The 12,540-nt window shown below is 60.3% G+C and carries 10 protein-coding genes; 4 read left to right on the top strand and 6 right to left on the bottom strand.

The features are described 5' to 3' along the window. Positions 1 to 92: 92 nt before the first annotated feature. A complete protein-coding gene (locus tag ACZ5RI_RS00480; protein WP_464514154.1) occupies positions 93 to 485 on the top strand; it encodes an Mpo1-like protein in 393 nt (130 codons plus the stop codon). A gap of 116 nt (positions 486 to 601) precedes the next feature. Here ACZ5RI_RS00480 and ACZ5RI_RS00475 read toward each other — a convergent pair whose 3' ends face one another. Together ACZ5RI_RS00475 and ACZ5RI_RS00470 are read right to left on the bottom strand one after the other, a co-directional pair. Further along, positions 602 to 2,164, bottom strand: coding sequence for a tetratricopeptide repeat protein (locus tag ACZ5RI_RS00475; RefSeq protein WP_464514152.1), 1,563 nt, complete (start codon positions 2,162 to 2,164; stop codon positions 602 to 604). A gap of 139 nt (positions 2,165 to 2,303) precedes the next feature. Then, positions 2,304 to 3,002, bottom strand: a complete 699-nt coding sequence (locus ACZ5RI_RS00470) for a glutamine amidotransferase (protein WP_464514151.1) — start codon at positions 3,000 to 3,002, stop codon at positions 2,304 to 2,306. A 159-nt stretch (positions 3,003 to 3,161) separates the two neighbouring features. Here ACZ5RI_RS00470 and hpnN point away from each other — a divergent pair, with 159 nt between their 5' ends. Beyond that, positions 3,162 to 5,837, top strand: a complete 2,676-nt coding sequence (gene hpnN / locus ACZ5RI_RS00465) for a hopanoid transporter HpnN (protein ID WP_464514150.1) — start codon at positions 3,162 to 3,164, stop codon at positions 5,835 to 5,837. Positions 5,838 to 6,058: 221 nt separating this feature from the next. Here the strand turns inward: hpnN and ACZ5RI_RS00460 are convergent, their stop codons facing one another. Further along, positions 6,059 to 6,688, bottom strand: coding sequence for an ABC transporter substrate-binding protein (locus tag ACZ5RI_RS00460; protein WP_464514149.1), 630 nt, complete (start codon positions 6,686 to 6,688; stop codon positions 6,059 to 6,061). A 42-nt stretch (positions 6,689 to 6,730) separates the two neighbouring features. Then, on the bottom strand, positions 6,731 to 7,642 hold the full coding sequence (locus tag ACZ5RI_RS00455) for a polyprenyl synthetase family protein (protein WP_464514148.1): 912 nt from the start codon (positions 7,640 to 7,642) through the stop codon (positions 6,731 to 6,733). Positions 7,643 to 7,873: 231 nt separating this feature from the next. Here ACZ5RI_RS00455 and ispH point away from each other — a divergent pair, with 231 nt between their 5' ends. After that, positions 7,874 to 8,800: a 4-hydroxy-3-methylbut-2-enyl diphosphate reductase gene (gene ispH, locus ACZ5RI_RS00450; protein WP_464514147.1), complete on the top strand. Its 927-nt coding sequence runs from the start codon at positions 7,874 to 7,876 to the stop codon at positions 8,798 to 8,800. A gap of 12 nt (positions 8,801 to 8,812) precedes the next feature. Beyond that, positions 8,813 to 9,964 (top strand): adenosyl-hopene transferase HpnH, encoded by a 1,152-nt coding sequence (hpnH, locus tag ACZ5RI_RS00445; protein ID WP_464514146.1) that lies wholly within the window; start codon positions 8,813 to 8,815, stop codon positions 9,962 to 9,964. On the opposite strand, the gene ACZ5RI_RS00440 is transcribed toward hpnH, so the two are convergent. Together ACZ5RI_RS00440 and shc are read right to left on the bottom strand one after the other, a co-directional pair. Beyond that, the gene (locus ACZ5RI_RS00440; protein ID WP_464514145.1) at positions 9,908 to 10,573 is read right to left on the bottom strand and encodes a phosphorylase family protein; all 666 of its coding nucleotides are present in this window, start codon (positions 10,571 to 10,573) and stop codon (positions 9,908 to 9,910) included. The genes hpnH and ACZ5RI_RS00440 overlap by 57 nt on opposite strands. A gap of 8 nt (positions 10,574 to 10,581) precedes the next feature. After that, positions 10,582 to 12,519: a squalene--hopene cyclase gene (gene shc / locus ACZ5RI_RS00435; protein ID WP_464514144.1), complete on the bottom strand. Its 1,938-nt coding sequence runs from the start codon at positions 12,517 to 12,519 to the stop codon at positions 10,582 to 10,584. Positions 12,520 to 12,540: the final 21 nt, after the last annotated feature.

Raw genomic sequence — 12,540 nt, 5'->3', positions numbered from 1 at the left:
GCGCTGTTAACTAGTTTTTGCTCCCCTTGGTCGCAGTCTGCTGCATTGTTAATTCCCGCTATGCGGGAGAATATACGCAGCAGGGAGCCACCATGACCAAGCACACCCCGGATACCGCACCTGCACCGATTGACCCGCAAGCCGATTTTGAAAGCTTCTGGCTCAGCTATTTGCGTGCCCACAGCCTGCCGGCTACGCGCTTCATCCATTATCTCGGGGTTGGTGTCGGGGCGGTCTGCGTCATCACCAGCGTGATGATTGCGTCCTGGCCGCTGTTCTGGTTCGGTCATCTGGCGGGCTACGCCGTGACCATGCTGGGCCATGCCATGATCGAACGCAACCGCGACGCCCTGTTAGGGGTGGCCGGTCACCCGTTCTGGTCGCTTTTGTGCTGCTACCGCATGTCGTTTTCGGCCCTGATCGGGCAAATCGACGGCGATCTGCAGCGCGCCGGGTTGCCCGTCAAAGTCTCCATACGGCACTAAAACAACGGACGTTCAAAGACACGTCCGTTGCCCAAGTTCCTTGTTTCGTCGCAACTTTATGCGCAAAACCGGTTCCCACTTTTGCGCCCGTTGCTCGGGTTTTACCGTCTCTGGCATTAAGGGTTCGTCTTACCGCTCTGGCTGGGGATCAGCCCAGCGGTCTGTGCCGGTTTGAACGCCAGGGCCGCGGTTTCGGCCTGTTTCTGCTCGGCCGGGTTCATCTGGCCAGCCAGAACGCCCAGGCGGCCCTTGGCTTCCGGATCGCCCTGAGAGGCCGCAACGGCATACCATTTATAGGCCTGAACCATGCTTTGCGGCACACCCGCACCACGCTCGTACAGCACCGCCAGATTAAACTGGGCATCGGTCGAGCCCGCTTCGGCGGCAAGCTGGAACCAGTGGGCGGCGGCGGCATCATCCTGTTTGACGCCGATCCCGGCGGCATAGGCCGACGCCAGCTGATACATCGCCAGCCGGTTGCTGGCGGCTGCTGCGGCCAGATAAAGGTTGGCAGCCTTGACCGGATTGGCAGCAACCCCGTTGCCGCGGGCATACAGATCGGCCAGCCGGTATTGCGCCATTGGTTCGCTTTCGGCGGCCTGTTCGAGCCATTTGGCGGCCTCGGCCGTCTGGGGCGGATCAATGTCGGCATAGCGCATGCCCAGTGCCAGCGCGGCGCGATTGTCCCCCGCCTTGGCCTGTTCGGTCAGCCTGGCGGTGTTATCGCGCGCGGCCGTCTGCGGTGCGGCCGCTTTGGGCGTGAGCGAGGTCAGGCTTAAATTCGTCCGCCAGTCCGCCGGAATGTAGTTCCAGCCCACTGCCAGGCCCCCTGCGGCACCGGCCAGTACAAAAATCCCCACGGTGATGGCAATCAGGCGGCGGCTGCGGCGCGAGGCAACACTGTCGTGCCAGACGGCGGCCGGGGGGGCAGCCGGTAACTGTATCGTTTCGCCGGGGTGCTCATCCCTGAGGCCCCAGCTTTTCAGCCGTGGTGGTTGCAAGGTGGCGGTGGCCAGCTGCGAATCAAGCGATTGCAGGCGGTTTTCCAGTACCGCCGACTGGGCCGCCAGATCGGCATGCAGCCGGTCAAGCTTGCCGGTCAGCACCAGAATATCCTTGGCCAGTTCGGACAATCGCGTTCCGTTGCGCCCGGTGGCGAGGGCAAGATGCTCGTCCAGCCCCGACAGGGCGCGCAGGACCCCGTCGGTCGATGCCGGTGTCTCGTCACCCGTGGTGAGCGCTGTTTGCTGCGGCTGGTTCTGGGCCAGCTGGGCGATCTGGCTCGACAACACAGCCAGCTGGTCCTCCAGCCGCTCCAGTGCCTGCATCTGGGGCTGGGCGCTCTGCTCCTCACCATGGGCGGCGGCGATCTCGCCGCTCAAATGCTGTGATAAAAGCTGCAGCTGTTCCTCAATCTCGAACCGCAGGCCCTCATCGGGGCCATCGCCAGCGGTTTGACCGTCGGCCGGGACGAAGAACTGGGCATCAGGGCCGTCTTCACCGGTGCTGCTGTCGTTGGCGGGGGCCGCATCGGGCGGCACCGCGGCGGACGGACCAGCCTCAATCCGGCGTGTTAACCATTCACCAAGCGAAAGACCTTCGCGGCGGGCGGCGGCCCTGGCGGCTTCGCGTGCGTCCGGCGAGATTCCGGGCACATTCCATGGCAAATCGGATTGCATGTTCTCTCACAAAAAAGGCGTTTCACCGAAAAAGGGGGACGGTTTTTCCGGGGATGAAACGCAACTAAACAAAAGTCAGAGCGACGGCAGTATCCCCCCGGAAATACTTTGCTCTCATGAAACTGGTACGCGCTTACCGTTACGCGGTGGCAGCTTTAAGCCACTCGGCTAACATGTTTTCCGCAGCTTTGGCCAGCGCCGGACCGTGGCGGCGGGCGTCGCTGCGCAACTTCTGCACATCGATTTTGGCCGCAGCCAGTTCGCAGGCATGACCAATCAGCCAGGATTCGATCCTTGTACTGTCGGCTTCGGGATGGAACTGCAGTCCAAGCACCTTGTCGCTCAGACTGAAAGCCTGATGGGGACAGATGCCGGTGGCTGCCAGATGCGCTGCGCCGACCGGCAGATCAAAGGTATCGCCGTGCCAGTGCAGCACATCGACCCCGTCCAGATGGCGTAAGGGGCTGGTCAGCCCCGCCGCCGTCAGCTGGGCCGGGGCATAGCCGATTTCCTTGGTTCCTGACGGGTAAACCCGTGCTCCTGATGCGGCGGCGATCATCTGCGCCCCCAGACAAATGCCGATCAGCGGCTTGTCGGCCAGGATCCGGGCCCGGATCAAGGCATATTCATCGTTTAAAAAGGGGTAAAGATCGGTCTCGTTCGCCCCGATCGGGGCGCCCAGCACGAACATCAGGTCGGGGGCCTGCGGGGCCAGCTTGCTTAAGTCGTGCAGGCCAGCATCGAGGTAATAAATCTCATAGCCCGCCTGCTTCAGCGGTCCCTCAAAGGATCCCAGATCCTCGAACTGGACATGGCGAATGGCTACGGCACTTTTCATAGGGCTTCCTGCATCGCAATTTTAACAAAAAACATATATCACATTTTCGCAAAAGCCGCCCGGGGTTATATGACGGTCGGATTTTTTCTGGCCCTAGGTTCGGCCTTGGGGGTAAGCCTTAAGCCTTAAGGTTTAGACTTGTGGCCTTGCGTTTCTAAGATGCGTATCTTCTGTCCGGCTGATGGCCGTCAGGGGGCGCTTTATCCGGGATCCTTTATGTTCGCCATTGTGAAGCTTATTGAGCGGATCGTCGCCTTGTGTTGCCGCCGGTCGCGCCTGATCATTCTGCTCGGTTTGATCATCGGTTTGGGCGCGGCCTTCTACACGGCCTATGCCTTTGCCATCAATACCGATAGCGAAAGTTTGTTATCGTCCAAGCTGGGCTGGCGCCAGACCATGGCGCGTTTCGACCGTTTGTTTCCGCAGCGGAATAATCTTGTTCTGGTGGTGATTGACGGGGCGACACCCGAACGCGCCCAGGGTGCCGCCGATGCGCTGGCGGCCCGGCTCACCACAAACAAGACGTTGTTCCCGACGGTGCGCCGTCCCGATGGCGGCGAATTTTTCGAGCGTAACGGTTTTCTCTACCTCTCGACCAAAGAGGTGCGCGAAACCACGGCAAAACTTATTCAGGCCCAGCCCTTCCTGGGCGCGCTCGGTTCTGATCCTTCGTTACGCGGCGTGATGAGCAGTGTGGATACCATGCTGATGGGCATCAATGCCGGGCAGGCCAAACTGGCCGATATTGATATGCCGATGCGGGCCTTTGACGACACGCTGGAAAAAGTTGCCGGTGGCAAGTCGGCCTTTCTGTCGTGGAACAGTCTGTTTACCGGCGATACCGGTGGGGCACGCACCCGCGCCTTTATCGAGGTGCAGCCTAAGCTTGATTTTAATGATCTGACGCCGGGGGCCAAGGCCTCGGATGCCATCCGCAAGGCTGCCGCCGATCTGGGCCTGTCGCCGGATAAGGGTGTCACGGTGCGCCTGACCGGGCCGGTACCGCTGGCCGATGAAGAATTTGCCACCATTGCCGAAAACGGTGCCCTGATGGGGGGCATGATGCTGGTGCTGGTGGTGTTTTGCCTGTGGCTGGCGGTGCGTTCATTCCGCATCATCGCCTGCATTCTGGCAACACTGGTTTTAGGGCTGGTCATCACCATGGCGGTGGGGCTGGTGGCGACCGGTGGTTTTAATGTGCTGTCGATTGCCTTCATCGCGCTGTTTGTGGGCCTGGGGGTGGATTTCGCCATTCAGTTTTCGGTGCGTTATCGCGCGGAACGCTATCGTGTCGGCGATCTGGCCGATGCGCTGAAAGAGGCGGGCTCAAGCGCCGGTATGCCACTGGCTCTGGCGGCGGCGGCCACCGCGGTGGGTTTCTTCTCGTTTCTGCCGACCGATTACACCGGCGTGGCCGAGCTCGGGCTGATTGCCGGTATCGGTATGGTGGTGGCGTTTGGTTTGAGCATCAGTTTTCTGCCCGCGCTGATTTACGCGATCAAGCCCGAAGGCGAGGCCGAACATGTCGGCTTTAAGTTCCTTACCCCGGTTGATACCTTTCTGCACCGTCATCGCACCGGTGTGCTGGTGGCCGGTGCGCTGGTCGGCTTCGGGGCCTTACTGATCGTGCCGATGCTGAAGTTCGATTCTAACCCCATCGATCTGCGCTCGCGCAAGGTGGAGTCGGTTTCGACCCTGTACGACATGATGAAAGATCCCACCACATCGCCCTATACCATTGATGTGATGGCCCCCAATCTGGATGCCGCCGACAAGTTGGCCGACAAGCTGTCGAAAAAGCCGGAAGTCGGTCTGGCGCTGACGCTGAAAAGCTTTGTGCCGGAAGACCAGGCCCCGAAGCTGGCGGCGATTTCGGATGCGTCGCTACTGCTCGACACCACGATCAATCCGCTTGAGGTCAAGCCGGAACCCAGTGACCGGGAGCTGTCGGTCAGTCTGATCAATACCGCGAATGGCTTGCGGGCGGCGGCGGCTAAGATGACCGGGCATTTGTCGGCGTCAGACAAACAGGCCAAGGCCGATGCCCTGCATCTGGCGGTGACGCTGGATGCGTTGGGCAAAGGCTCTGTCGCTATGCGGGCCCGCGCCACCGAGGCGCTGATCCCTGGCCTGAAGACGCTGCTCAGTCAGATTTCTTATGCCTTGCAGGCCGGGCCGGTTAGCCTTGAAACCATGCCGCAGGAAATGCATGACGAATGGGTTGCCAAAGACGGGACTGCCCGGGTGTCGGTGTTCCCCAAAACCGCAGCGACCGATGACAAGACCCTGAAGCGTTTCAGCAAGGCGGTGTTGTCGGTGGCCCCCGATGCCACCGGTGCGCCGATCACGATTGAGGAGTCGGGCAAGACCATTGTGCATGCCTTTGCCAAGGCCGGCATTCTGTCCTTTGTCGTCATTACGCTGTTGTTGCTCTTTGTTCTGCGGCGGGTTTCCGATGTGTTGCGCACCATCGTGCCGTTACTGCTCACCGCGCTTCTGACGCTGGCGACCTGCGTCTTGTTCGGCATGAAGCTCAACTTTGCCAACATCATTGCGCTGCCGTTGCTGTTCGGCATCGGCGTGGCGTTCGACGTCTATTTCCTGATCGCCTGGCGTAAGGGAACGCGTGGTTTGCTGCAGTCGAGCCTGACGCGCGCCGTGGTCTTCAGTGCACTGACCACCGCATCGGGCTTTGGCTCGCTGTGGGTGTCGAGCCATCCCGGCACGGCAAGTATGGGCGTGGTGCTGCTGATCTCGCTGACCTGGACGCTGCTGACCACCTTGTTCTTCATGCCCGCGCTTTTGGGGCCGCCGCCCGAAACCGAAGCGGGATAAAGCAACGAGCGCAAAAGTGGAAACCGGTTTTGCGTGCAAAGTTGCGACGAAATAAAGAGCCTGAGCGGCGGACCGATCACGAAGGTCCGCCGCTTTCGTCTTTATACTGCCTCGGCCTTTCTCGGCCGAGCATTGTGGGTTGGCGGGCGGCACAATGCGAGGCCGACCAATAAAAAAGCCCGGCAGTACTGCCGGGCTTTTTTATTGAGATAGCGAAAATCTTATTTCAGCAGCTTGTCGGCGTTGGCGTTCAGCTGTTTGGTCAGTGCGCCTGCGCCCCCCGTGGTGATCGTGGCGGCAAAATCCGACCGCTGCATGGCGAGCTGACTGATGACGCCGTTCAGGTAGATGTCGAGGATTTTCCACGACCCCGCCGACTGGCGCATGCGATAGCCAAACGGCACGGTCTGCTTACCCGCGATCAGTTTGGACTCCACAATCTTATCAGCCCCACGCGGCTTGGTCGTGGGCTCAACCAGGAATTTCTCGCCCGAAAAACCATCGAAGTTACTGGCATATTCGGCGACCGTCTTGCGCTCAAAGGCGGCGAGCAGCGCGGTTTGTTCCGCCGGGGTAAAGCTGGACCATTTGGGACCAACCACGGTGCGCAGCATGGCCGGCAGATCGAAGCTTTTCTCGATGGCGGGTTTAAGCTTGTCGAAGCGGCCCTTCACACCCAGTTCCTTGGCGTGTTTCATGCTGTCGAGCAGCGTATCGTAAAAGCCCTGCACCTGGACCGTGGCGGGGTCGGCGGCATCGGCGGCCCGCGCCGGGGTGCTTAAACCGGCGCTCAGCAGTGCCGAGCAAAGGCACAACGCGGCAAATTTCAGACGCATCCCTGTATGGCTCATGGTCAACTCCTTGCAGCCCAACCTGATAGGCTTTGTTAGTTTTTAAGCGTCGCGGCCCAGAAGATAGGGCATTAAGGCCCTTAGTGCATCGGCCCTTTCATCGAAACCTGCCAGGGCGGCAATCGCGCGGTCGGCGATTTTGGCCGCTTCCTTGCGCGCGCCGTCGAGGCCGTAGATCGATACCAGCGTCGCCTTGCCGTGGTCGGCATCCTTGCCCACCGCTTTGCCGGTCTTTTCCGCCGTGCTGGTGACGTCGAGAATGTCATCGGTGATCTGGAACACCAGACCCATATCCTTGGCATAGGACCGCAAGGCATCGCGCTGTCCGGCGCTCGCCTCACCTAGGATGGCCCCGGCTTCACAGGAAAATTCAAACAGCTGGCCGGTTTTGAGCCGCTGTAACAGGATGATTTCGTCATGGCCGAAATGGCGTTCCGCCGCCAGCATGTCGATCATCTGGCCGCCGATCATGCCCGCCGCACCCGCTGCGGTTGCCAGCTGTGTGACCAGCGCGCAACGCACCGCCGGATTATCATGGGTCGCCGGGTGGGCCAGAAACTCGAACGCAATGGTGAGCAGGGCGTCACCGGCCAGAATGGCGGTCGCCTCGTCAAAGGCCTTGTGGGCGGTGGGGCGGCCACGGCGCAAATCATCGTTATCCATGGCGGGCAGATCGTCATGGACCAGCGAATAGGTATGCAGCACTTCGATTGCGGCGGCAGTGCGCAGAGCATTTTCAGGCTTAACGCCGAATAACCCTGCACTTTGCAGCACCAGGAACGGGCGTAACCGTTTACCGCCCGCGAAGGTGGCGTAGCGCATCGCCTCAAAAATCCGGCTGTTCAGGCCCCTGGGCGAGGGGATCAGCGTTTCCAGCGTCTGTTCGACCGCCTTGGCACACTCTTTCATCGCCTGCTTTAGTTGCACCGGATTGGCGATTACCGTATCTGCCATGACATATACCCCTCGAAGGTTTGCGGCCTCTCATCTAGCGCAAACGTAAAAAAGAACAAATGCTACTAATGTGACAGTGCGTTAAGAACGTGTTAGATCGAAGTAAGACCTTGCGCAGGCACGATAGCATAGTGCAGAAGACATACATAAGCATTCCCGGTCAAGACCTTAAGGGTAATGGGGCTTTGTTGATGTGAATGCTAGACCCTTCTTTGCTTCAGGAGTGAGATAATGCGAATCGTTCTTGCCCAGCCGCGTGGATTTTGCGCTGGTGTTGTGCGGGCGATCAACACGGTCGAACACGCACTCGAAAAATACGGCAGCCCGGTCTATGTGCGCCACGAGATTGTGCACAACCGTCATGTCGTCGAGAGCCTGAAGCACAAGGGCGCGGTCTTCGTTGAAGAGCTGGATGAAGTGCCCGATGGCGCCGTTACCGTGTTCAGCGCCCATGGCGTGCCGCCGTCGGTGGTCGAAGTGGCCAAATCGCGCGGCCTGCCGGTGCTGGATGCGACCTGTCCGCTGGTCTCCAAGGTGCACAGCCAGGGCAAGCGCTATGTTGCTTCGGGCCGGACCCTGATCCTGATCGGCCATGCCGGTCACCCGGAAGTCGAAGGCACCAAGGGCCAGGTCGGCGCGCCGGTGCATCTGGTGCAGTCGGAAAAGGATGTCGCCGCGCTGACGCTGGCGGCCGATACCCCGGCGGCCTATGTCACGCAGACCACGCTGTCGATCGACGATACGCGCGGCATCATTGATGCGCTGAAAAAGAAATTCACCGACATTGTCGGGCCGGAAACCACCGACATTTGCTATGCCACCCAGAACCGCCAGTCGGCGGTGCGGGAAATGTGCAACCATGTCGATCTGTTGCTGGTGGTGGGGGCGCAGAACAGCTCCAACTCCAACCGCCTGTGCGAAATCGGCCGCGAAATCGGCGTGCCGAGCTATCTGATCGCCGATGCCGACGAGCTTGATCCGGCCTGGGTGGTGGGCAAAGAAATTATCGGTATCACGGCAGGTGCCTCGGCACCGGAAACGCTGGTCGAGAATGTTGTCGCTGCGTTGCGCAAGATTGATCCGAATGCCGACGTCACCCAGATGGACGGCAAAAAAGAACATATCGAGTTCAAGCTTCCTGCCGAACTCAAAGACTAACGGAGAAGAAACTTGACCATTCCGTTCAAGCAAGAAGCCCGCATTGCCGGCTATGTGGTGAAGCAGTCGCTGCTGGGCCGCAAACATTTTCCTCTGGTGCTGATGCTGGAGCCCCTGTTCCGTTGCAATCTCGCCTGTCAGGGCTGCGGTAAGATCGATTATCCGGCCGAAATTCTCAATCAGCGTCTGTCCTATGATGACTGCATGACGGCGATCGACGAATGTGGCGCGCCCTGCGTGTCGATTGCCGGTGGCGAGCCTTTGCTGCATCACGAGATGCCAAAGATCGTCAAAGGCTTCATCGCCAAGAACAAGTTCGTCATCCTGTGCACCAACGCGCTGCTGCTGTCGAAAAAGATCGACGAGTATGAGCCCAGCCCCAATTTCACCTGGTCGATCCATCTTGATGGCGATCGTGAGATGCACGACAAATCGGTTTGCCAGCCCGGCACCTATGACAAGGCCGTGGCGGCGCTGAAGCTGGCCAAGTCGCGCGGCTTCCGCACCCAGATCAATTGCACCTTGTTCAATGATGCCGATCCGGAACGCACCGCGAAGTTCTTCGACGATGTCATGGCGATGGGCTGCGATGGTATCACCATCTCGCCCGGCTATGCGTATGAACGCGCCGCGGCACAGGAATCCTTCCTGACCCGCAATGCCACGCGTGAGCTGTTCCGCTCGATCCTGTCGCGCGGCAAGAACGCGCCCAAGAAGTGGCAGTTCACCCAGTCGGATCTGTTCCTCGATTTCCTCGCCGGGAACCAGACCTACAAATGCTCACCCTGGTCGATGCCGTGCCGCACGGTGTTCGGCTGGCAGAAGCCCTGTTACCTCCTTGGTGAAGGTTATACCAGGACCTATCAGGAGCTGATGGAAACCACCGAATGGGACAAGTATGGCGTCGGCAACTATGCCAAATGCGCCAACTGTATGGTCCATTGCGGCTTTGAAGGCACGGCGGTCGCCGATGCGGTGTCGCATCCCTTAAAGCCGATGATGCTGGCAATGCGTGGCATCAGGACCGATGGGGCGATGGCCCCCGATATCTCGCTCGACCAGCAGCGCCCGGCCGAGGACATCTACGCCCGTCATGTCGAAGAACGGCTAGCCGAGATACGGGCAGCGAAGGCCCAGGCCGAGAAGACGCCGGCTGCGGGCTAAGCTCGCAAAGGCGCGTCCGCTTTCGCGTGCGGTCTGGAGCAGTTCAGGTAATTGCTCCAGATCGCCCGCCAAAGATTTCAACACCGCCATCATATGGGGTTTGCCATTGGCTTTCAGCGGCACCAGTGCCGCTGGCGGCAGCGTATGTTCATTGCCGTCACTGATGGTGCGTAAGACTGCAAAGGGCAGCCCGCGGGCGGCAGCAAAGCGCGCGGCGATATGCGATTCCATATCGACCAGATGCGCCCCGGTTTGCCCCCGGAGCGCCTTCTTCATCGAAATCTGCGAGATGACCTGATCGGCCCCGGCTACAATGGCCAGCCGCGCCTTGGGCAGGCGGGCCTGCATCGCCTTGGTCCAGGCCGCATCACAGAAATAATGCTCGTTCTCGGCCACGACATGGCTGCCGATGACGACATCGCCCGGCTTCAGTAGCGGCGACAGCGATCCGGCAATGCCGAAGCTGATGACAGCGTGCGCCCCGTCCGCAACGGCATTGAGCCGTTCGGTAAGAAGCGCGCCATCACAGGCACTGATGACGGGGATAAGGCCAGCGCGTCGCGCGATACGCGCTTCCTTGGCAAGTCCGGTAACGGCGATAATGCTCACGGTTTTCGTCAGAGCCCATAAGTGACCCGGCGGGAGTTGCCGGATTTCAGATTACGATAGCGCGCCACGGCCCACAGCGGGAAGAATTTTGGGTAACCGTGATAACGCAGATAAAAGACACGCGGGAACCCGCCGCCGGTGTAAAATTCCTGCGGCCATAATCCGTCGTCCTGCTGGTTGCGGGCCAGCCAGTCAATGCCGCGTTCGACGGCCACGTCATCAACGCGGCCCGCGGCCATCAGACCGAGCAGCGCCCACGCGGTCTGCGAGGCGGTGGAAGGCGCGGGCTCATACCCGCGATAGTCCAGCTTGTAGCTGTCGCAATCTTCGCCCCAGCCGCCATCTTCGTTCTGGATCGTGACCAGCCAGTCGGCGGCACGCACCATCGCCGGATCGTCGGCGGCAAGACCGGCGGCATTGAGGCCTGCCAGCGCCGACCAGGTGCCATAGACGTAATTGACGCCCCAGCGACCGAACCAGCTGCCATCGGCGAGTTGTGTGGTGCGAAGGTAGTCAATTGCGGCTTTCATACGCGGGCTGTCGGGCTTTTCGCCCAACGCCGCCAGCATGCCAAGGCAGCGGCCCGAAACATCTTCGGTCGGCGGGTCGAGCAGTGCGCCATGATCGGCGAACGGAATGTTGTTGAGATAGAAATAGCCGTTATCGGCGTCAAACGCGCCCCAGCCACCGTTTTCGCTTTGCAGGCCCTCGACCCATTCGCGGCCGCGCGCAATGGCCTCGTCATTGCCGGTCACGCCAAGGGTTTTGGCACGGTCCAGCGCCATCACCGCCACCGCGGTATCGTCCAGATCGGGGTAATAGGCGTTGTTGTACTGAAAGGCCCAGCCGCCCGGGCGCACATTCGGCTTCCAGGTCGTCCAGTCGCCCTTCACATCGAGCACCTGACGGTCTTTCAGCCAGGCAAGGCCGCTTTTGATCGCGGGTGTCAGTGCCGGGTCATTGGTTTCCATCAGCGCATGGCAGATCAGCGCGGTGTCCCACACCGGCGAGACGCAAGGCTGGCAATAGGCTTCCTCGTCCTTGATGACGAGCAGGTTCTCGACCGATTTGCGGGCGATGGCGCGGTGCGGTTCGTCCGGGGCATAGCCCAGATGGTCGAACATCATCACGGAATTGGCCATGGCGGGATAAATCGCGCCCAGACCGTCCTCGCCATTCAGCCGTTCGATGGTCCATTCCTCGCACCGCTTGATGGCGTGGGCGCGAAGGCCCTTGGGCCACACCGGGTCGAGCAGCTTCAGAACGCGGTCGATGGTATTGAAAAACGCATACCACAGCCGCTTTTGCTGCGGCGCGCGTTTGATCTTCAGCTTACCGGGGGCAAACAGCTCGGGCACATGAATGTTGCGTTTGTTCTTCGCCAGCGGTTTGCACGCCGCCAGCACCAGCAGCGGCACAATCACCGTGCGGGCCCAGTATGACATCTTCGACAGATGGATCGGGAACCACAGCGGCAGCAGGATCAGTTCGGGCGGCACCGACGGGGTGTATTTCCAGTCAAGCTCGCCATAGAGCGCCAGCTGAATCCGGGTGAAGACATTGGTCCGGCCTGCACCACCACGCTTTAAAATTTCCTCGCGCGCCCGCACCATATGCGGGGCGTTGATATCGTCGCCGATCATTTTGAGGGCGAAATAGGCTTTGACCGTGGCGCTGATGTCGAGCGGCCCGCCATGGAACAGCGGCCAGCCGCCATGTTTCCCCTGAATGCGGCGCAAATAAACGCCGATCTTGCGCTCCAGCTCCGGGTTGGCGTCTTCGCCGAGAAAATGCACCAGCAGGACATATTCCGACGGAATGGTGCAGTCGGCTTCCAGCTCGTAAACCCAGTGACCGTCCGCACGCTGATCACCTGCTATGGCGGCGGCAGCGCGCTGCATCATGGTTTCAACGGCGTCTTGGGGTGTGGTGGTATTCATCGACATGTCTTACTCACATGCTGGCTT

The sequence above is a fragment of the Micropepsis pineolensis genome (assembly GCF_055392125.1).
Note: the sequence above shows the minus strand (reverse complement) of the source record. Positions and strands in the feature narration are given on the sequence as shown.

Coding starts and splice junctions, on each gene's coding strand:
- shc (WP_464514144.1), bottom strand. CDS start 12,519: ATGTCGATGAATACCACCACACCCCAAGACGCCGTTGAAACCATGATG.
- ACZ5RI_RS00480 (WP_464514154.1), top strand. CDS start 93: ATGACCAAGCACACCCCGGATACCGCACCTGCACCGATTGACCCGCAA.
- ACZ5RI_RS00475 (WP_464514152.1), bottom strand. CDS start 2,164: ATGCAATCCGATTTGCCATGGAATGTGCCCGGAATCTCGCCGGACGCA.
- ACZ5RI_RS00455 (WP_464514148.1), bottom strand. CDS start 7,642: ATGGCAGATACGGTAATCGCCAATCCGGTGCAACTAAAGCAGGCGATG.
- ACZ5RI_RS00460 (WP_464514149.1), bottom strand. CDS start 6,688: ATGAGCCATACAGGGATGCGTCTGAAATTTGCCGCGTTGTGCCTTTGC.
- ispH (WP_464514147.1), top strand. CDS start 7,874: ATGCGAATCGTTCTTGCCCAGCCGCGTGGATTTTGCGCTGGTGTTGTG.
- hpnN (WP_464514150.1), top strand. CDS start 3,162: ATGCGTATCTTCTGTCCGGCTGATGGCCGTCAGGGGGCGCTTTATCCG.
- ACZ5RI_RS00470 (WP_464514151.1), bottom strand. CDS start 3,002: ATGAAAAGTGCCGTAGCCATTCGCCATGTCCAGTTCGAGGATCTGGGA.